The sequence below is a fragment of the Neptuniibacter sp. genome, assembly GCF_024231755.1.
GTDB lineage: Bacteria > Pseudomonadota > Gammaproteobacteria > Pseudomonadales > Balneatricaceae > Neptuniibacter.
Genome location: NZ_JAAEQH010000255.1, coordinates 1 through 20,094, shown reverse-complemented (window position 1 = coordinate 20,094; position 20,094 = coordinate 1). Strand labels below are relative to the sequence as shown.

Below are 20,094 nucleotides of genomic sequence, written 5' to 3'. Positions count from 1 at the left end.
TATGTATCTGCTGAAAGAGGGTAAAGATTCTGATAAGAAAGTTCAGCTAATGGGCTGTGGCACTATCCTTCGCGAAGTTGAAGCTGCGGCTGAAATTCTTAGCGAAGAGTTTGGTGTTGAGTCTGATATCTGGAGCACAACCTCTATCAACGAACTGCGTCGTGATGCGATGTCTGTTGCCCGAGAGAACATGTTGAATCCAGAAGCTGAGCCTAAGAAAGCTTATGTAACAGAATGCATTGAAAGCCGTGGCGAAGGTCCGGTTATCGCATCGACTGACTACATGCGCTCTTATGCTGATCAGCTACGTGAATACATTCCTCGTAATTTCAAAGTACTGGGCACTGATGGCTACGGTCGTTCAGATACGCGTACTAAATTGCGTGAATTCTTCGAAGTTAACCGTTACTACGTTGTTCTGGCTGCGCTGAAAGCACTCCAGGAAGAGGGCAAGGTTGAAGGCGCTGAAGTTGCCAAAGCTATGCAGAAGTTCAATATCAACCCGGCTAAACCGGCACCGTGGACTGTTTAAGTCTGCGATGAACTTCTAAACAGCTTAGAACTGGAGGAATTCAAAGTGAGTATTATCACAATTACTGTGCCAGACCTGTCAGGTTCCACAGATGTTGATGTAGTTGAAGTGCTGGTTAACGACGGCGATAGCATCAGCGAAGGCGATAGCCTGATTGTTCTTGAAACGGATAAGGCATCTATGGAAGTTCCAGCTACCCACAGTGGTGTAGTGGTTTCCATGAAAATTAAAGTTGATGACCAGGTGAATGAAGGCGATCTGCTGCTTGAGCTGGATACAGGTGCTACAGCATCTGCCGCTCCTGCCGCGGAAGAAGCCCCTGCGCCTGCAGCTGCTCCTGAAGCAGCACCGGCGACGGCCGCTGCACCTGCAACAGCCTCTGCTGTTGAAAATGTATTGATCCCAGACCTATCCGGCGCTGAAGACGTTGATGTTGTTGAAGTGCTGGTAAAGGACGGTGACACAGTATCTGAAGGCGACAGCCTGATCGTTCTGGAAACAGATAAAGCATCCATGGAAGTACCTGCGCCAAAAGATGGTGTGGTTGTATCCATGAAGATCAGCGTTGATGACCAGGTTAACGAAGGTGACCTGCTAATGGAGCTTCAAGTAGGTGGTGCGGCTGCACCAGCTGAAGCGGCTCCTGCGGCGCCAGCTCCTGAAGCAGCACCTGCTGCGGCACCTGCGCCAGTTGCTGGTGGTAAGGAAAATGTTCTGATCCCTGACCTATCTGGTGCAACAGATGTAGACGTTGTTGAAGTGCTGGTTAAAGACGGCGATAGCGTTGAAGAAGGCGACAGCCTGATCGTTCTGGAAACAGATAAAGCATCTATGGAAGTTCCGGCACCTAAAGCAGGTAGGGTTGTTTCCATGAAGATCAACGAAGGTGACACCGTTAATGAAGGTGACTTGCTCCTGGAGCTTGAAGTTTCTGGTGGCGTAGCTCCAGCTCCGGCAGCACCTGCCGCGGCTTCAACTGCATCAGCGCCTGCTGCTCCGGCAGCTGCAGCACCAGCACCGGCTAAAGCGGCGGGTACTGTTGATAAAGCTGAGTTGGAGAAGAAGAACAAAACTGTTCATGCTGGCCCTGCTGTTCGAGCAATTGCCCGTGAATTTGGTGTTGAGTTATCTCTGGTAACTGGTTCCGGCCGTCGTGGCCGAATCGTTAAAGAAGATGTTCAGGCATACGTTAAGGGTGCTCTGAAACAGCTGGCTGAAGCACCAAAAGGTGGTGCGGTGACTGGCGGTTCAGGTATTCCGCCAATCCCAGAAGTTGATTTCAGCAAGTTTGGTGAAGTTGAAGTCGAGAAACTAAGCAAAATTGCTAAAGTGACTCGCGACAATATGAGCCGCTGCTGGTTGAATATTCCGCATGTGACTCAGTTCGACAAAGCGGATATCACCGATCTGGAAGCCTTCCGTAAAGAGATGAAGGATGAGGCTGCGAAGTCTGGCGTTAAGCTAACACCGCTGCCATTCATGCTGAAAGCAATTGCAATTGCTCTTAAAGCGCATCCTAAGTTCAACGCATCTCTGCATGCAGACGGCGAGCACATCGTTTACAAGAAATACGTAAATATCGGTATGGCGGTAGATACGCCAAACGGCCTGATGGTTCCTGTAATCAAGGATGCAGATAAGAAGAGCATCTACGAACTATCTCAGGAAGCAATCGAGCTGGCTGGCAAAGCCAAAGATCGTAAGCTGAAGCCAGCAGAAATGCAGGGTGCATGCTTCACAATCTCCAGCTTGGGTGGCATCGGCGGTACTGGCTTCACGCCAATCGTGAATGCGCCTGAAGTTGCGATTCTGGGTATATCTAAAGCTGATATCGAACCACGTTGGAACGGTAAGGAATTTGAACCACGTAAGATGCTGCCACTGTGCCTGTCTTACGATCACCGTGCTATCAATGGTGGTGATGCAGGTAAGTTCCTGACGTATCTGAACAGCTTGCTAAGCGATATTCGACGCTTAGTACTTTAATCAGAACTACTCGGCCACGGGGAGACTTCCTACAAAATCCCATTGTAGGAGCTCACCCTGTGAGCGATAAATTTACCAATCCCTTGGCTCAACGCCTCTTCGGAGGCGATCTTTTTCAAGGGGGTAGATACCCAAACGGCGACTCTGTGCAGGAGGTCGCCGTTTTTTTATTTAGGTCATTTTGGTAGAGATGGACCGAAGATCAAAATAGCCTATCAGCTGCTATGACCAATGATCATTAATGCTAGAGCAAACGATAAAATGAGGGTTTAACAGTGTGCCTTTGTTTTGGTTATAGACTAGCGGTTTCATATTTTTCATATTCAGGACAAGGCCGCCTGCCGCGAGCACGACTGCATGGGCTGCTGCGGTATCCCATTCACTTGTGAGCCCGAGTCGAGGGTAAAGATCGGCACTACCTTCAGCTACCAAGCAGAGTTTTAGTGAGCTCCCCATGGCAACGACCTCTGCTCCGGGTAGTTTCTCCATAAAGGCCTTAAACTCATCTGACTGATGCGAGCGACTACCTACTATTTTCCAGCCTGTGTTTCGTTGAGGGGCTGCTTTTACTCTGATCGGAACTGCAGCTTGGTTGTTTGATTGTTTGTAAGCGCCGTTTGCTTTGCTGCCGCAATATAGAGTGTTGATTGCCGGCGCGTAGACAACGCCAAGGATTGGCTCGCCTTTATCTATCAAAGCGACATTAATAGTAAATTCCCCGTTTTTCTTGATGAACTCTTTGGTGCCGTCAAGCGGGTCTATGAGCCAGTAGGTGTTCCAATGCATACGCTCTTCTTTAACTGTTTCATTGGATTCTTCAGACAAGACTGGTATATCCGGCGTGAGAGCTTCCAGGCCTTCGACGAGAATTTTATGGGCTGCTAGGTCGGCCTCAGTCAGAGGACTGCTATCGGATTTGTCGTAGATAGCAAAGTCTTTCTGGTAGATCTCCATAACAGCTGCGCCGGCTTTGCGGGATAGTTCGCTGACGGGTGTAGAAAGCGCTTTAATGTCCATAATGGTTCCTTGTTAAAAGCTCCAAATCGCAGCCGTATTTTTCATTTAAAGAGGAAGGTTAAATATGGAGGCCATTCAGTGGCCGATTTTATCGCTCAGGGGGCTGGGCTCCTACAAAAATATCACCAGATCACTATAAGTGGACGGCATTGTTATATTTGAGAGGGTAGTTTAGTTGATGTGCTGGATCTACTTGTTTTCTTCAGTCAGGTGGCCGGAGTTTGTAATTTGTGCGGAGTTTGAGCTGGAATTTCTGCTGCTTAGTTATATCAATGCAGATTCGTTGAGAAAGGGAGCTAATCATCGTATCTAGGATTCTGCAATTAATGCCGATAATATGCTGTCATAAACTCTTCAGCTGGTTCTGGGGCTAATTGGGCCGAGTGGGATATATGGTAGTACATCGACATGGAAGGTATTTCAATGCCACTTAAAAAACCGGCAGAAAGTGCTGTTGTAGCAGAGCATAAAAGTCTTGTGCGTTTTATTACCTGCGGTAGTAGTGGAGATGGCAAAAGTACATTGTTAGATAGTTTGTGTAGCGACTCTAGAATGAGTGGTTCCAAGAGTGAATATATTGGTTCTTCGCTTCTGGGTAGTGCTCTAGCTGTCGAACGAGGGCAAGGTGTTATTAGTGATATCGCCTACGGATGTTTCTCTACAGGTAGGCGAAAATTTATTGCCCTTAATACGCTGGCTCAAGGACATGAGCAGCACATGCGCAATATGGTGGCAGGGCTTTCATCTGCCGATGTTGCCATCCTTATGGTAGATGCACAAAAAGGAATTAATGCGCTAAGCCGCAGGCAGGTTTATCTCGCAGCTCAGATTAGTGTTCGCCATTTAGTTATAACTGTAAATAAGATGGACCTTGTTGATTACTGTGAAGGTGTGTTTCAGCAGATTGTTGAGGGGTATCAGCTTTTTGCAGAAAAAATCGGGATAGAGCAAATGATGTTTATCCCAATGTCTGCTTCTAAGGGAGAGAATGTAGCAACACCAAGCGAGCAAATGCCTTGGTACAACGGTCCATCTCTGGTTGATTATCTTAATGCAGTTGAAGTGGATGATGAGCGATCCGCTCGCGATCCATTGCGCCTGGCAGTGTGCAGCGTTGATCGCTCGGAACAAGGCTATTGTCGTTTTTCAGGTCAGCTTTGCAGTGGCAGTGTAAAGCCAGGGCATAAGATCCGAGTATTGCCATTGGGTAAGGAAAGTACCGTCTCCCGCATTGAAACTATAGATGGTGATTTGGACGAGGCAGTAGCAGGGCAGTCAGTAACTTTTGCTCTGGCAGATGCGATCGATCTCTCTCGTGGTGACCTGATAGTAGCTTCTGATCAGCCAGCCTCTGTTGCCAAGCAGTTTGAGACTCGAATTATCTGGATGCATGTGGAGCCGTTGCTGTCAGGTAGAGCTTACCTCATGCAGATCGGCACTCAAACGGTATCCGCCACTGTGACTGATATTAAGTATCAGGTGAATGTGGATACGCTGGAGCATATGGCAGCAAAGAAGCTGGAGCTGAATATGATTGGCGTATGTTCCATCAGTCTGGACAAAGATATTGCGTTTGATCCCTATCAGGAAAATCGGGATACAGGTAGCTTTATCCTACTAGACCGGCTGACGAATAAAACTCTCGGTGCAGGACTGATTAATTTTGCCCTACGTCGCAGCCACAATATCACCATGCAGCATGTTGATGTGACCAGAGAAGCCCGTGCTAACCATAAGCTTCAGAAGCCTTGTATTCTGTGGTTAACGGGTTTGTCAGGTGCGGGTAAATCCACGATTGCCAATCTTGTAGAGCAGAAGCTGTTTGCAATGGGTAGGCATACCTATCTATTGGACGGCGATAATGTTCGTCACGGCCTGAATAAAGACCTAGGCTTCACCGATGCTGACCGTGTTGAAAATATCCGTCGTATTTCTGAAGTTGCGAAACTCATGATGGATGCCGGGTTGATTGTCATTACCGCCTTTATTTCTCCCTTCAGATCAGAAAGGCGCATGGCGCGAGAGCTGGTGGCTGAAAAAGAATTTGTAGAGATCTACGTTAATACACCGTTAGATATTGCTGAACAGCGCGATGTAAAAGGCTTATATAAGAAGGCCAGAAATGGCGAGCTAAAGAACTTCACCGGCATTGATTCGCCGTATGAGAAACCTGAGAGTCCGGAGTGTGATCTGTTGGCAGCTGAGTGCAGTGCTGAAGATTGCGCTGATCAGGTGGTCAGCTATCTACAAGCAAATGGCTATGTAGAATAGGTGGGATGTTTATAGGGCGTTCAAAATCTTTCTCACCACAGAGGCACAGAGAAACACAGAGGAAAAGCAAAGAAAAGGTAAGGGCTTTTGTAAATGAGGCCTGGAGTATCTGCTTTTTATAATTGCCTTTCTCAGTGGCCTCTGTGCCTTTGTGGTCAGCTTAGGTTTTACTAATTATGCTTTTCTCGGTGTTCTCTGTGCCATAGTGGTGAGCAAAGGTCTTTACTAATAATGTATTTCTCAGTGCTCTCAGTGCTCTCAGTGCTCTCAGTGCTCTCAGTGCTCTCAGTGCTCTCAGTGCTCTCAGTGCTCTCAGTGCTCTCAGTGCTCTCAGTGCTCTCAGTGCTCTCAGTGCCTCTGTGGTGAGTAAAGGTTTCTAACGTTTTAATGGATTATTAATGGCTGTTTTAGTTACAGGTGGTGCTGGGTATATTGGTTCCCATACGGTGGTTCAGCTGCTTGCTGCCAGGCAGGAAGTAATTGTTCTTGATAATCTTTGCAACAGCAATGTTGAGGTGTTTAACCGTATTGAAGAAATCGCCAGCAAGAGAGCTTTATTTGTTGAAGGTGATATCCGCGATCAAGAGTGTCTGGATAAGCTGTTTACAGAGCATCGTATTGAGTCGGTGATACATTTTGCTGGTTTAAAGGCAGTAGGAGAATCTGTCGAAAAACCACTCGAGTATTACGACAACAATGTGCATGGAACATTAGTTTTGTGTGACGCCATGAAGAAGGCTGGGGTTAAGCGTATTATTTTTAGCTCTTCTGCTACCGTCTATGGTGAAGATGCGCCTGTTCCCTATGTTGAAACAATGCCGCGCGGTCAAACGTCGAATCCGTACGGTACTTCGAAGGCAATGGTAGAGCAGATCCTTGGTGACCTATCTGTTTCAGATCCTGAATGGTCTGTTGTTCTACTTCGGTATTTTAATCCTATTGGTTCACATCCTTCTGGCTTTATAGGTGAAGATCCTAAAGGGATCCCTAATAACCTAATGCCTTTTATCAGCCAGGTTGCTGTTGGAAAAAGGCCTGAGCTTTCTATTTTTGGAGATGATTACCCTACAGGTGATGGGACATGTGAGCGAGATTATCTTCATGTAATGGATCTTGCCGATGGACATCTGAGCGCTATGCAGTGTTTAGATAAAGCAGGTGTGCATATTTATAACCTCGGTACAGGTAAAGGTTTGTCTGTGCTGGAGATGGTGAATTCATTTAAAGATGTCACTGGGGTTGATGTCCCATATAGCTTTGCTCCTCGACGAGAGGGGGACCTTCCAGCATTCTGGGCTGATGCATCTAAAGCCAAGCGTGAGCTGGGGTGGGAGGCTATACGGACTCTGGAAGAGATGATGGCTGATACTTGGCGCTGGCAGTCCCAAAACCCTGGTGGGTACTAGAGGAAGGGCGAGTCGCACCACAGAGGCACAGAGAAACACAGAGGAAAGACAAAGGAAAAATGAAGGGCTTTCTAAATGAGGCCTGGAGTATCGGGTTTAAAAAATTGCCTTTCGCGTGGCCGTTTGTCTCTATAGTAACTAAGGTTTTTACTAACAAAGTTTTTCTCAGTGCTCTAGGTGCCTCAGTGGTGAATAAGGTACATCCTCGCTTCACTAGCTGGGGTGGCCTATAATCAGTCCATATTTGGTCTTATGTGGTGGTTGTCATGAATACACAGACTGTTTCTTATCTGAAAGCTAATGCCAATAAACTCTCATTAGAGAGCCCTTTGCATATTACTCAGAATGGTAAAGAAGTTTATGTGGTACAAGATGCTGAGGCATTTTATGAACTACAGGAAACAATTGCGTTATTAAAATTGATTAACCTTTCTGAGCGCAGCTTAAACCAAAAAGGTGAACTCACTTTGGACAATGCTTTTGATGTCTAGGGGCTATCAGATTGTAGCTACTCCAGTTTTTAAGATAACGCTTAAGAAACTTTGTTCCTTTTTGAAACGTAAATATGGAGCAGAGTTAGCAGAAACAAACCGTAACACAATCAAACAGAATGTTTCTCAATTGTCAGAATCACCCTATTTTGCCCCAGTGAGTGAGCGTCTAACCGCGTTAGGGTTTACAGATTATCGGCAATTGTTGATAAATCAGCATAATTTGGTTTTTTATCGTGTTGATGAGGATGCTAACAAAGTTATTCTTCTACTCGCGATGGATAGCCGGCAGAGCATAGAGCAGTTGTTATATGAAACAACGGTTCTTTTGGACTGATTAAGTGGGCCGCAGAGGTGTTGAGTAAGGGATTGATTCGATTCACCACAGAGGCACAGAGAAACACAGAGGAAGGGCAAGGGAAAAGAAAAGGCTTTTCTAAATGTTGCTTGTAGAATCTATTTTTTATAATTTGCACTTCTCAGTGGCCTTGGTGCCTCCGTGGTGAGCGTAGTTTTACTAATGGTGCTTTTCTCGGTGGTCTCTGTGCCTCTGTGGTGAATCACCCTTTTTAAGAAAACTAGACAGGATGTCGTTATGGGAAAGGATTACCTTACTGAGAAGGTGATTGGTTGTGCTATTGAAGTGCATAGGCAATTAGGGCCTGGACTGCTTGAATCGAGTTATGAGCGGTGTTTGTTGTATGAGCTAGCTGAAGCAGAGATAGATGCTAGGGCACAGGTTTTCTTACCTGTGGAATACAAAGGGATGATACTCGATGCAGGTTACCGCATAGATATTCTGATTCCTGGGCAGCTTGTTCTTGAATTGAAATCCGCTGAGAAGTTATTACCCATTCATACCGCTCAAATGCTTACCTATTTGAAACTCTCGGGAATAAAGAAAGGCTTACTGATCAACTTCAATGAAAGTAAGTTGATTAACGGACTAAAGCGGGTTGTTTTATAAGAATTGATTTGATTCACCACAGAGGCACAGAACAGAGGCACAGAGGAACACAGAGGAAAGCTAAGGGCTTTCTAAATGTTGTCTGAAGTATCGGGTATAAATAATTGTCTTTATCGGTGGTTTTTGTGGTGGGTAAGAATAGATTTTTGCGAAAGCAGGAATGAAAGGGCAATGGCTTATTACCAATAAGATCTTCTTAGTGATCTCTGTGCTGAATAGCTTTATTTATGCTGGGGAATTTCTGAAGAGGTATTCCCCCCGAAGGGGGGAAGAGCACCGACATCCTTGTCGGCTCCTTATCTTCCCTAATCGATTTGCAGATGCCCTCATCCTGAGGGCTAAGATCGTCCTTGATCATCTGCAGTAACGGATACTAAAGCCCTCTAACGAGGAAATATATAAGAAAAATTCTTAATTTTAGAAATAATTGGATATTTAGGAGAATGTGGAGAGTTATTTGGGGTATATGGGGTTCAGAGAATGGGTTTAAAAAGGGATTTTGATAAAGTCTTTTTCGATTATTTGCTTGAAGGAGTCACTGATATCTTTTACCTGAATGATATCTACAAAAATGGGCAGGTCGGATTCGGAAAAGTCATCCTTAATTTTAGTCATCTGTGAAAAGCTCAAAGTAGATCCTGTTATACAAAGATCCAAGTCGGAAAATTGCTTTGCAGAACCCGTTGTACGAGAGCCAAATGCGTGTACGTCAAAATCTGAAGAGAGATTACAAACAAGAATTTCTTTTATGCTTCTGAGGTGCTTAAGCTCGAGGCCAAGTCTTTGTGACAGTTCTTGCTCAGTCATTTACGGCCTTAAGGTTGTTGATTAGTGCGTTAGCAGTGGGTAGGAAGTCACAAGCGATATTAAATACTTCTTCTGCTTTTGCTTCATTGTATGTGTGGGAGGTTTCTTTTCTGGCTCGGTGATATACGAACCATTCCTCAGGTTTGTCGAGGATCCCTTTCTGAGCAGCCAGCCGAAAAAGATCTTTCCTGCTAAGTTGAGTGATTTCTTCACTTCCTTCCGATTCTATCAAAATACGTCGTAGCATTTTCCAGCAGAGCTCGTAGCTGAATTCAAAGTTCTGAATTACGCCAGCTCTTATCGTATTTCTTTGTATTTCTGAGAGTGAAGACATAAACGAGCTATCGTTTGCGCTATCAATAGCGCCTGATAAAGATGAAAGAGCTTTAATCGCGGGAGTTAAATCGATAGACATGCTTTCTAACCCGTATGCCAGAAGATGTCTTTAGTGTACTGAGGGAGCTTGATCTGAGCAAATGCTTTTGCATCCTTGCACCGGCATCCTTGCCGGCTCTGCATCGTCCTTTGATGTGGGGCAGAAGCCCTCATCCTGAGGGCTAAGATCAGTCCTTGATCACTCTGCTGCAACGGATACTAAAGCCCATAATTAGATAAATATATAAGAAAAATTCTTAATTTTAGGGTTTAAGTGCAAAAAGTTGTTTTTCTTGGTGTTCTTGAAACAGCGGAGCTTAGTGTATTGATCGCACTCCCTCGCGGTGATGTTTGGTTTTATATATCATCAGCAGATATTTTATCCATTGGAAGGGTTAGCTGTGCGTAGCTGTTTGTTTTTGCTCTTTTATTCTCGTTTTATGTTCAGGCTGTTGAATATCTGGTGGTCACTAACGATAGTGTTCGGGTTCGTGAAAAGCCAGGGCTTGAGGGGCGTAGTTTGACCATGTTGCATAAAGGGCACTTGGTTATCAGGATGGAAGAGAAAGGGGGTTGGACGCGAATTTATTTTACAGGTCGTGATAAGCGACTCACTCAAGGGTGGATGTATAGCCGTTTTCTGGTGAATGAAAAAGTTAAGATGGCTATGGAAACTTTAGGTAAGCTGTAGTTAATTGATCATGGGGCTCAGTTAAGTTGTGAAAGAGTTATAGGAAATGAGCTGGTACAGGGGTGTGAGTTGCATTTGCGGTACGCCTTAGCTGAACACCGAACTCTAGAGTTCATTCGTGTTAGTTGTAATGCTGAGCTTGTAGCGAGAACTCGTAATGGTGAATTGATACCTGTACCCATAACTCAGACTCAAAAGCATAAGGTGAAAATGCAAAGCGAGACTTATTCAATGCATGTAATGATGCAGGCAGATGTTTCTTATGAATTGGAAGAGGTAACACTGGAAGGGTATCGCTGTAAACTGGTGGGTGGTTGATTGTTTGGGATCTATCGCACTCTGGGTGAACTCCGATAGGAGAGGAGGCCATGTTTACTTTACAGCCGTATTCTCATGGTGAGGCTTGTTTATCACTACCTAGTATCTTACTGCTACCCCAATAGACTGTAATGGCAATCAATACACCCACTGCATTCGCATAAGCGTCTTCAGGGGAGAAAATTCTTTGAGGCCTAAATTCCCCTTGTAGGTATTCCAGTAATCCTGCCAGAACAAACCAAACTCCCCAATAGAGCCAGCCAGGTGTGGTGTGTAAAGCGGCTCTGCCTGTTATTGATACGGCAAAAAAAGCTATAAAGTGACCAGCTTTGTCTGAGTTTGCGATATCTCCTCAGTTGGTGTTGGGTGGAATAAGCCGTAGGCCTGTATGGCATGAGCCAGGACGAAGACGGCCCAGATTAGCTGACTGTGCCTTTTAATTAAATTGTGCAATTTGCCCCCAACGTTTTTTAACACAGAGAAAGCGCTATTTTTTAAAAACCTTTGCTTACCACAGAGGCACTGAGAACACAGAGAAATGCATTATTAGTAAAGGCCTTTGCCTACCATAGAGGCACAGAGGTCACCGAGAAAGACTGTTATAAAAATCCTATACTTCAGGCCACATATAGAAACGCCCTTACTGTTTCCCTTGCCTTTCCTCTGTGTTCCTGTGTTCCTCTGTGTTCCTGTGTTCCTCTGTGCCTCTGTGCCTCTGTGCCTCTGTGGTGAATATCCTTTGTTACCTACTAGCTTCGTTATCTACCCACACCGTAATAGGTGAAACCCATATTTTGTATCATCTCTTTATCAAATATATTCCGTCCATCAATGATTAACGGCTGTTTCATGAGGTCAAGTATTTTGCTGTATTCCGGTGACCAGTACTCTGCCCAGTCAGTGAGTAGAAGTAGGGCATCGCTCCCTTTTAAAGCGGAATAACAATCATCGAAATAACTGAGCTTTTCCTGTTTGCCAAAGTGGCTTTTTATATTGCTGCTGGCTTCGGGGTCATGCACCTGAATCTTACAGTCTTGTGCTAACAGGGCTTCGATCACTTTGAGGCTTGGGGCGTTATCAATGCTTGCTGTTCCTGGCTTGAAGGACAGTCCCCAGATTGTGATGACTTTATCTTTAAGGTTGCATTGATAGTGACGCCACAGTTTACGAAAAGGTTGTTCTTTCTGTTTTTCGTTCTCTATCAGGACAGTATCAAGGAGTTTTGAGTTGCGATTGTCAGACATTAGCTCTGAGAGGCCTTCAATATACTGTTGGAAGTGCAGCCCCCCAAAGCCGCATCCCGGGTGGAGGTAGTGTGGGCCAATGCGTGGATCAGTTATCATCGCCTCGCGGATCACTTCTATATCAACTTCCAGTTGGTCGGCTAAATTTGCTATTTCGTTTATATAGCCTAGGCGTAATGCAAGCATGCCAGTGTTAGCAAATTTGGTAAATTCTGCCTCTTTTCGCGACATCATCATCCATTGTTTTAGCTTTTGACTGAAAGGGCGCATCAGAGCGCGAATGTTAAGCATTGCCCAATCATTCTGGCAGCCGATAATTAATGTTTCTGGCCATTTGAAATTTTGTAGTGCGGAACCCTCTGCAAGCATGTCTGGGATGTAGCAGATAATCTGATTTAGTTCTTCGTTGAGAAGTTTTTGAAGTTTGTCGGAGCTTCCTACACCAAAGTTCGATTGATTAATTATCAGTAGGTTAGAGCCGTGCAGTTCACCGAGCTTGTTTATAATTCTTTCGGCTTCACTGTATTGGTCTGGGTTAAGGGCGATAATATGCGTCGAGGCTTCGAGAGCCTGCTGTTCTGTTGATTGTTGAAACCTGCCGCTGTTTTGTTCGGATTCTAAGAGTGTTTGCAATCCAGGTTCGTTACTCACTTTGAACTCTTGTTCATATAGCGAGGTTTTAGTGTGTTTGCCTGTCACTATTTGTATGTGGTTGCCACATTCGGATAAGGCTGCTGCTGAAGTCCAGGCGGATAGTTCATTACCCCAGATTGAGATTTTCATGTTCAGTTACTCGCTTTTTTCGCAATCTGTTTCAGTAGGCCGCAGGTTGAACTGTCGAATGCATCTCTGGAGCCTGTTGGGGTTAACGTATCAAGCAAGGTGGTTGCTTCTCTCTTTCCTAGTTCTACGCCCCATTGATCGAATGGATTGATGCCCCAGATTACAGACTGAACAAATACTTTATGTTCATACAAGGCAATAAGCTGCCCGAACGTGAAAGGTGTCAATTCGTCCAACATAAGGGTTGTACAGGGTTGGTTACCTTTGTAGCGTTTATAAACTGGGGCTTTATCAGAGTCTTCAACTACAGAATCACCGAGCGCAAGAATACGAGATTGGGCTAGGCAGTTGGCGAGATTGAGTTGGTGTTGATGCTGTAGATCTGGGTTTTCTGTATCGTGATAGCGACGAGCTGAAACAATGAAATCGCACATCACAACTTCGGTTCCCTGGTGAAGCAGTTGGTAAAATGCATGCTGGGCATTTGTTCCAACTTCGCCCCATAAAATAGGGCAGGTCTTGTAGTCGGTTATTTGCCCTTCGCGGGTAACTGATTTGCCGTTGCTTTCCATCTCCAGTTGCTCCAGATAAGCAGGGATATGGCTTAGGCGGCCGTCATAAGGCAGGATTGCATGGGCATTGATATTCAGAAAGTTGATATTCCATATTCCAACCATGGCAAGCAGCACTGGAAGGTTTTTTTCAAACGGTGCTTGCCTGAAGTGCTGGTCCATCGCATGTGCACCAGCTAGAAGTTCTTTAAACCCCTGTGTCCCCAGTTTTAGAGCAATTGGGAGGCCAATTGTCGACCACATGGAGTAGCGCCCACCGGTCCAATCCCAGAATTCTAACTGATTAGATTCTGGTATGCCCCATTCGGTCATCTTATTAGGGTTGGCGGATACACCAACAAAATGTCGAGATATTAATATATCTTCACTTGCTGCATTGCTGGCCTTTTTAAGCCACTCTTTGGCTGTAATCGCATTGGCAAGGGTATCTATAGTGGTAAAAGATTTTGAGGCAATAACGAACAGAGTACGGGCGGGGTTAAGTGTGTTTAGAATTTCTGCTAGTTGGCTTCCATCCATGGATGACACAAAGTGTACATTAATGTTTTGTAATTCTTTGGGCTGGCTCTCAGCGAGGGCTTTACATGCCATTAGTGGCCCTAGGTCAGATCCCCCTACACCAATATTTACTACAGTGTTGATAGAGTGACCTGTAAATCCCCTCCATTGCCCTGAGTGGATGCGGGATACGATTGTTTCTAGGCGCTTAAGGTTTTGGTGGACCTCTTTAATAATGTTGTTGCCCTGAATTAACAAACTGGAGTTTTCTGGCGTGCGTAGCGCAGTGTGCAGTGCTGGGCGATTTTCAGAGTGATTTACATGTTCTCCACTGTAGAGCTTTTCTATCCAGTTGGAAAGTTGACGGTCTTTTGCAAGCTTTAACAGGAGGTCAAGTGTATCTTCCGTGATGAGTTGTTTTGAGAGATCAAGTAGTAACTCGTCTTGAGAAAAGTTAAGTTGATTAAAGCGTTCAGGATTTTCTTTGAACAGGGTGCTTATATGAGACTGGGACATATAGTACGCATGTGCTTGAAGATCCTTCCATGCTAATGACTCGGTTGGAGACATATCTATTCCTTAAATGGCCTTAACTCTAATGACATTAATATAGCTACCCGAATTATCTCTTCTAGAGATCTAGTGTCTGGATAAATGTTTTTAGACTTGCAGACGTTTCTGGATTCTGTAATCCATAGATTACATTGGCCTGCAGGTAGCCAGCTTTGTTACCGCAATCATAGGTTTTTCCCTGCATATGGAAGGCCTGTAGTGTGCCTTCTTTAAGGAAATCTGCCATGGCATCTGTTAACTGAATCTCACCGCCTGCACCAGGTTTGGTGTTCTTCAGTAGCTCCATAATGCGAGAAGGTAGAATGTAGCGGCCATTGATTGTCAGGTTGGAAGGCGCTTCATTCATTGGTGGTTTTTCTACCATGCGAATGATATCTGCTGTGTCTCCGCCAGATAACTCGACACCTGAGCAGTCTACGACTCCATAACGTTCAACATGCTCCATTGGGACGGGTTCTACCATGATTTGGCCAATACCAGTTTGTTCGTATGCTGATGCCATAGCAGTAAGGTCAGCAGTTTCCAATCCGTGCGAGTTGATCAGCATATCTGGCAGTAATACGGCAAAATCCTCATCTCCAATTACGGGAGAGGCGCAGAGTACCGCATGTCCTAAGCCAAGAGCACGGTGTTGTCTTACCGTGGTGATAGATACATTGTCAGGGATGATATTACGAACAGAATCAAGAATGGTTGTTTTACCTTTTCTTTCCAGTTCTGCTTCCAGTTCATAATGGCAGTCGAAATGATCTTCAATGGAAGCTTTGCCTGATCGAGTCACTAATACGATCTCTGTAATACCTGCAGCGACAGCTTCCTCTATGACATGCTGGATAACTGGCTTATCAACAACAGTCATCATCTCTTTGGGGATTGCTTTGCTAGCGGGGAGTACGCGTGTGCCAAGACCCGCTACTGGGATTACTGCTTTTGTGATTGATCTGCTCATGTTTTTTGTATGGTGTGTGAATTTTTTATGATTCTAGCACGATACTATCGGTAAAATATGACTGGTAGTGACTTCAAGCGTCCCGTCTATTCTTTGGGCGGGTATGGATATCAGAATTAAAATTGTGAAAGTAGACGCGCGTTGTATTTTATATGGAATATATAGAGCCTTTCCTGAAAGTGTTCTCCCTTGTTTTTCTTGCTGAATTCGGTGATAAAAGCCAGCTTGTTTGTATGACGCTTGCGGCTCGCTATCGGTTAATGCCGGTTCTGTTGGGTGGAGTGGCTGCTTTCGCATTTCTAAATATGGTTGCGGTGATGTTTGGTGCTGCAGTCAGTCACTATCTGCCTGATTATATTGTCTTCGCTGTAGTTGGTTTTCTGTTTTTAGTGTTTGGTATCCAGGCATTCAGGGTTGATGAGGATGAGGATGATGAAGAACCCAAAGTTGGGCGGCATCTGCTACTTTCGGTATTTATACTGATTTTTTTTGCTGAGTTAGGTGATAAAACTCAGCTATCAGTAGCTGGTATGGCTGCTGTTGAGAATATCTGGGTTGTTTGGGTTGCAGGTACAGTGGCTCTTGCTGCAACAACACTGCTAGGCGTTCTCATGGGTCGAGTAGTTCTGCAGCGTTTGCCTATCCTGTGGGTTCACCGTGGTGCGGGTGTGTTATTTGTGTTTTTTGCATTGGCTGCTTTTTGGCAGCTTTATCTAGTCTGGGGTTAATGTGGTTCAGGGTTTTCTTATCCTATTGCTCTGTCAGCTGATGGGGGAGTTGGTCGTTACTTTGCTTGATGTGCCTATTCCTGGTTCAGTGGTGGGTATGGTTGTCCTGCTTATCGGTTTGATGCTCAAAGGTAGTGTGCCCGAAGGTTTGAGGCTCACAAGTGAAGGGTTATTAAAGGTCTTACCTCTATTGCTTGTTCCAGCAGGTGTTGGATTGATGACGCACTTTAGCGTCCTTTCGCAGTATTGGGGAGCGCTGTTGGTCGCGTTGTTTTTCAGCACGCTGGTTACAATGCTGGTGGTTGCGCTCCTGTTGAAGTTTCTGTCAAAAGAAAAGTCGGCAGAGGAGACGGAGTAATGGAGCTATGGACTCATTTTCAGAATTTTCCTGTGTTATGGCTGGTCGTAACACTGCTTGTATTTCTGTTTGCGTCATGGATCAATGCAAAAGCAGGCAAGACACCTTTTCTTCATCCGGTTTTGGTTTCATTGTCGCTGATAATTGTGGTGCTGGAGCTGGTTGATACTGACTATGCTACTTATATGCAAGGTGGTCAGTATATTCATCTGTTGCTAGGGCCTGCGGTTGTCGCTTTAGCTGTGCCTCTCTATGACAATATTGCGACTGTTAAGCGGCTGCTGGTGCCTTTGTTGGTTGGCTGTGTTTGCGGTGCGGTAGTAGCTTCGGTGTCTGCGATAATGATTGGTGCCTGGTTTGGCCTTAATGATCAGATTCTACTGACGTTGGCGCCTAAGTCTGTTACTTCACCTATCGCGATTGCTATAGCTGAAAAGATGGGTGGTTTTCCTTCTCTGGCTGCCGGTTTGGTGTTGATAACAGGTGCTATGGGCTGCCTGATTGCTCCCTTTGTGTATAAGTTGCTCGGTATAGAGGATGAATCTGTAAAAGGTTTTGTCTTGGGCGTGGGGGCGCACGCAATGGGGACCGCGTTTGCTTTTGAATACGGCATGGTGGCAGGAGCATTTGGTGGTTTGGCTATGGGAATGACTGGCGCATTTACAGCATTTTTGCTGCCATTACTTGTTCCTTTGTTGGGTTTGTAAGTCGTTACTATTTTGGCTAATTACTCGAAAATAAGCGCTTTTTGGTAATTATTTAGTCGATTTTCCCTCTGTTTTTTCCTATGTTGCAATTGCTAAATAAGGCGTACGCCGGTAAAGTTCGCGCAGGCAAAAAATAGACATATCTGGCATCCTCATGACTCCATTAGAAAGATACAAACAAGACCTGCAGCGGGACGATTTTTCTTACGATCCAGCTCAGGAGATGGCTGTAGAGCATCTGCAGCGCCTGTACGATGATCTTGTTGCTGTGAAGCAGGAAGAGCCTAAAACAGGTCTGATGGGGCGCTTGAAAAGCAAGCTGAAGAAGCCTGAACCTATAGAACCAGTTAGAGGGCTTTATTTCTGGGGTGGTGTGGGTCGTGGTAAGACCTACCTGATGGATACCTTCTACGACAGTCTGCCATTTGAACAGAAAATGCGTACCCACTTTCATCGCTTCATGCAGCGAGTTCATGCTGAACTAAAGGCGCTGGATGGTACTGCCAATCCTCTGGTTGAGATCGGTAAGAAATACGCCCAGGAAGCACGAATTATCTGTTTTGATGAGTTCTTTGTTACTGATATCACTGATGCCATGATTTTGGGTGGTTTGTTGCAAGAGCTATTCAAAAACGGTGTAGCTTTGGTGGCGACATCTAACATTGTGCCTGATGGCCTGTATAAGGATGGTTTGCAGCGTGCGCGCTTCCTGCCAGCCATCGATATGTTGAATCGCTACACGGAAGTTGTGAATGTTGATGGTGGTGTTGACTATCGTTTGCGTGCTTTGGAACAAGCTGAACTCTATCATTTTCCGCTAGATGCTGAAGCAGATAAGAGCCTTAATCGCAGTTTTGAAAGTCTTGCACCGGATCTGGAAGAGGTGGTTGAAGCTGAAGTTCTGGATATCAATGGTCGTGATATGCAGACTCGTCGTTGCTGCGAAGATGTTGTCTGGTTCGATTTTAAAGAGCTGTGTGAAGGCCCTCGATCTCAAAATGACTACATTGAGCTGGGCAAAATTTTCCATGCGGTGATGGTGGGCAATGTGCCGCAGCTGGGGCGTTCCAATGATGATGCGGCGCGCCGTTTTATCAACATGGTTGATGAATTTTATGATAGCGGTGTGAAGCTGATTATCAGTGCTGAAAAGCCAATTCATGAGATTTACACTGAAGGCCGTTTAGAGTTTGAAATTGAGCGTACCCAGAGCCGCCTTCTGGAAATGCAGTCCCATGAGTATCTGGCGAGAGAGCATCGTGCTTAATTCCGCCTAGTTTCTCCTGCTGACTATTTTAAAATGCGCCTGTTTATTCAGGCGCATTTTTTTGTAGTAAAAAAAAGTAGTTCCCACATGAATCTATGTTTTAGGTTTTTGGTTCTTTCTTGTCGCTTGTTGCTTGCAGCCTCTAGCACACATATATATAATGCGCGCTCCCAAGTTTAGGGTTCGCTCAAATTTTGGGCAAAGTCGAGTTGGTGCTCTGCGGAGTGGCAACAAATAATTATAAGTTGGATCGGGCGATTTTCTTAAGAAAATCAACGAGATCTAAGTAAAGTTGAAAGGCTATACAGATGAAAACATTCGTCGCTAAGCCAGCCGAAGTAAAACGCGACTGGTACGTTGTTGACGCAGAGGGTCAAACTCTGGGTCGTCTGGCTACTGAAATTGCACGCCGTCTGCGTGGTAAGCATAAGCCAGAATACACTCCTCACGTAGATACTGGTGACTACATCGTAGTTGTGAACGCTGAGAAAGTAGGTGTTACTGGTAACAAGCGTAAAGGTAAAATTTATTACCACCACACTGGCTTCCCAGGTGGTCTGAAAGAAGCTTCTTTCGATAAAATGATCGAAACTTTCCCTGAGCGCACTATCGAGCTGGCTGTTAAAGGCATGCTGCCAAAAGGTCCTCTGGGTCGCGCTATGTACGCAAAGCTGAAAGTATACGCTGGTGCAGAACATCCGCATCAGGCTCAGCAGCCTAAAGAACTGTCTATCTAAGGGGAAGGTAAATCATGTCTACTACACAGTATTACGGTACAGGTCGTCGTAAAACTTCTACAGCACGTGTTTTCCTGCGTCCAGGTACAGGTGTTATCACTATTAATAACCGCACTATCGAAGAGTACTTCGGTCGTGAAACAGCGCGCATGATCGTTCGCCAGCCGCTTGAGCTGACTAACAATCTGGAAGGCTTTGATGTTGTTGCTACTGTGAAAGGCGGTGGCGGCTTCGGTCAGGCTGGTGCTATTCGTCACGGTATCACTCGTGCGCTGATGGAATTTGATGAAACTCTGCGCCCAGCGCTGCGTGAAGCGGGTTACGTTACTCGTGACGCTCGTATGGTTGAGCGTAAGAAAGTGGGTCTGCGTAAAGCACGTAAGAAGCCACAGTTCTCCAAGCGTTAATTCGCTTTTTCTCGGAGAAATCCGGATTCAGAAAAACGCCTGCCTCTCTCTTGGGGGTGGGCGTTTTTTTTGCACTGCGTCAAATCAATACTTTGGCCTAAAGAACGGGTGAAAATAGGTAATTCACCTTGTCAGAAAGGGGTAATTTCTTTACTATTTGGGCCATTTTTAAGATAGACGAATTCGTAGCTTTACAATTCTTAGCGGCCAGAGCATTTTCTGCACCTGCAGAACTGCCAAAAGGTCGATTGAGGGGAGATAATCTTAATGAGCAATGATGGCGTGAATAAGGGTCGGCGCCGTCTCCTGATCGGTGCTACATCCGCAGTTGGTGCGGTTGGTGCTGTAGGAGCAGCTGTCCCATTCGTAGCTTCCTGGAATCCAAGTGCTAAGGCAAAAACTGCTGGTGC

At 45.4% G+C, this 20,094-nt stretch carries 20 protein-coding genes and 1 pseudogene; 15 read left to right on the top strand and 6 right to left on the bottom strand.

Annotated features, from left to right (window positions below):
- Together aceE and aceF are read left to right on the top strand one after the other, a co-directional pair.
- Positions 1-532, top strand: a pseudogene (aceE, locus tag GY843_RS13590) (pyruvate dehydrogenase (acetyl-transferring), homodimeric type); the annotation flags it as partial.
- A gap of 45 nt (positions 533-577) precedes the next feature.
- The gene (aceF, locus tag GY843_RS13585; protein WP_297310471.1) at positions 578-2,518 is read left to right on the top strand and encodes a dihydrolipoyllysine-residue acetyltransferase; all 1,941 of its coding nucleotides are present in this window, start codon (positions 578-580) and stop codon (positions 2,516-2,518) included.
- Between the two features lie 222 nt (positions 2,519-2,740).
- On the opposite strand, the gene cysQ is transcribed toward aceF, so the two are convergent.
- On the bottom strand, positions 2,741-3,535 hold the full coding sequence (cysQ, locus tag GY843_RS13580) for a 3'(2'),5'-bisphosphate nucleotidase CysQ (protein WP_297310470.1): 795 nt from the start codon (positions 3,533-3,535) through the stop codon (positions 2,741-2,743).
- A gap of 423 nt (positions 3,536-3,958) precedes the next feature.
- On the opposite strand from cysQ, the gene cysC reads away from it, so the two are divergent.
- The 5 genes from cysC (at position 3,959) to GY843_RS13555 (ending at position 8,670) form a co-directional block, all read left to right on the top strand.
- Positions 3,959-5,806, top strand: a complete 1,848-nt coding sequence (gene cysC, locus GY843_RS13575) for an adenylyl-sulfate kinase (protein WP_297310469.1) — start codon at positions 3,959-3,961, stop codon at positions 5,804-5,806.
- 398 nt (positions 5,807-6,204) lie between these two features.
- Positions 6,205-7,212 carry a UDP-glucose 4-epimerase GalE gene (gene galE / locus GY843_RS13570; RefSeq protein WP_297310468.1) on the top strand — a complete coding sequence of 336 codons (1,008 nt, stop codon included), beginning with the start codon at positions 6,205-6,207 and terminating at the stop codon, positions 7,210-7,212.
- Between the two features lie 266 nt (positions 7,213-7,478).
- Entirely contained in the window at positions 7,479-7,703 is a 225-nt protein-coding gene (locus GY843_RS13565; RefSeq protein ID WP_297310467.1) for a type II toxin-antitoxin system prevent-host-death family antitoxin, read from the top strand.
- 61 nt (positions 7,704-7,764) lie between these two features.
- Complete coding sequence (locus GY843_RS13560; RefSeq protein ID WP_297310466.1) at positions 7,765-8,040, top strand: hypothetical protein; 276 nt, start codon at positions 7,765-7,767, stop codon at positions 8,038-8,040.
- A gap of 258 nt (positions 8,041-8,298) precedes the next feature.
- Positions 8,299-8,670, top strand: a complete 372-nt coding sequence (locus GY843_RS13555; RefSeq protein WP_297310465.1) for a GxxExxY protein — start codon at positions 8,299-8,301, stop codon at positions 8,668-8,670.
- A gap of 486 nt (positions 8,671-9,156) precedes the next feature.
- Here the strand turns inward: GY843_RS13555 and GY843_RS13550 are convergent, their stop codons facing one another.
- Together GY843_RS13550 and GY843_RS13545 are read right to left on the bottom strand one after the other, a co-directional pair.
- The gene (locus GY843_RS13550; RefSeq protein ID WP_297310464.1) at positions 9,157-9,477 is read right to left on the bottom strand and encodes a nucleotidyltransferase family protein; all 321 of its coding nucleotides are present in this window, start codon (positions 9,475-9,477) and stop codon (positions 9,157-9,159) included.
- Positions 9,470-9,892: a nucleotidyltransferase substrate binding protein gene (locus GY843_RS13545; RefSeq protein ID WP_297310463.1), complete on the bottom strand. Its 423-nt coding sequence runs from the start codon at positions 9,890-9,892 to the stop codon at positions 9,470-9,472. The genes GY843_RS13550 and GY843_RS13545 overlap by 8 nt, the downstream gene beginning before the upstream one ends.
- Before the next feature lie 423 nt (positions 9,893-10,315).
- Here GY843_RS13545 and GY843_RS13540 point away from each other — a divergent pair, with 423 nt between their 5' ends.
- Positions 10,316-10,543, top strand: coding sequence for an SH3 domain-containing protein (locus GY843_RS13540; protein WP_297310462.1), 228 nt, complete (start codon positions 10,316-10,318; stop codon positions 10,541-10,543).
- A 1,076-nt stretch (positions 10,544-11,619) separates the two neighbouring features.
- On the opposite strand, the gene GY843_RS13535 is transcribed toward GY843_RS13540, so the two are convergent.
- The 3 genes from GY843_RS13535 to galU all read right to left on the bottom strand — a co-directional run bounded on the left by GY843_RS13535 (position 11,620) and on the right by galU (position 15,480).
- Positions 11,620-12,888 (bottom strand): nucleotide sugar dehydrogenase, encoded by a 1,269-nt coding sequence (locus GY843_RS13535; RefSeq protein WP_297310461.1) that lies wholly within the window; start codon positions 12,886-12,888, stop codon positions 11,620-11,622.
- 2 nt (positions 12,889-12,890) lie between these two features.
- Complete coding sequence (gene pgi / locus GY843_RS13530; RefSeq protein WP_297310460.1) at positions 12,891-14,528, bottom strand: glucose-6-phosphate isomerase; 1,638 nt, start codon at positions 14,526-14,528, stop codon at positions 12,891-12,893.
- Positions 14,529-14,589: 61 nt separating this feature from the next.
- Positions 14,590-15,480 (bottom strand): UTP--glucose-1-phosphate uridylyltransferase GalU, encoded by an 891-nt coding sequence (galU, locus tag GY843_RS13525; protein WP_297310459.1) that lies wholly within the window; start codon positions 15,478-15,480, stop codon positions 14,590-14,592.
- Between the two features lie 152 nt (positions 15,481-15,632).
- Between galU and GY843_RS13520 the strand changes: the two genes are divergently transcribed.
- The 7 genes from GY843_RS13520 to GY843_RS13490 form a co-directional block, all read left to right on the top strand.
- Positions 15,633-16,208 (top strand): TMEM165/GDT1 family protein, encoded by a 576-nt coding sequence (locus tag GY843_RS13520; protein ID WP_297310458.1) that lies wholly within the window; start codon positions 15,633-15,635, stop codon positions 16,206-16,208.
- Between the two features lies 1 nt (position 16,209).
- Positions 16,210-16,566: a CidA/LrgA family protein gene (locus tag GY843_RS13515; RefSeq protein ID WP_297310457.1), complete on the top strand. Its 357-nt coding sequence runs from the start codon at positions 16,210-16,212 to the stop codon at positions 16,564-16,566.
- A complete protein-coding gene (locus tag GY843_RS13510) occupies positions 16,566-17,273 on the top strand; it encodes an LrgB family protein (RefSeq protein ID WP_297310456.1) in 708 nt (235 codons plus the stop codon). Before GY843_RS13515 ends, GY843_RS13510 begins: the two co-directional genes overlap by 1 nt.
- A 154-nt stretch (positions 17,274-17,427) precedes the next feature.
- Positions 17,428-18,540, top strand: a complete 1,113-nt coding sequence (zapE, locus tag GY843_RS13505; RefSeq protein ID WP_297310455.1) for a cell division protein ZapE — start codon at positions 17,428-17,430, stop codon at positions 18,538-18,540.
- Between the two features lie 308 nt (positions 18,541-18,848).
- Complete coding sequence (gene rplM, locus GY843_RS13500; RefSeq protein WP_297310454.1) at positions 18,849-19,277, top strand: 50S ribosomal protein L13; 429 nt, start codon at positions 18,849-18,851, stop codon at positions 19,275-19,277.
- 14 nt (positions 19,278-19,291) lie between these two features.
- Positions 19,292-19,684 (top strand): 30S ribosomal protein S9, encoded by a 393-nt coding sequence (gene rpsI / locus GY843_RS13495; protein WP_297310453.1) that lies wholly within the window; start codon positions 19,292-19,294, stop codon positions 19,682-19,684.
- A 267-nt stretch (positions 19,685-19,951) separates the two neighbouring features.
- The coding region (locus tag GY843_RS13490; RefSeq protein ID WP_297310472.1) for a ubiquinol-cytochrome c reductase iron-sulfur subunit N-terminal domain-containing protein at positions 19,952-20,094 on the top strand (143 nt) is incomplete at its 3' end.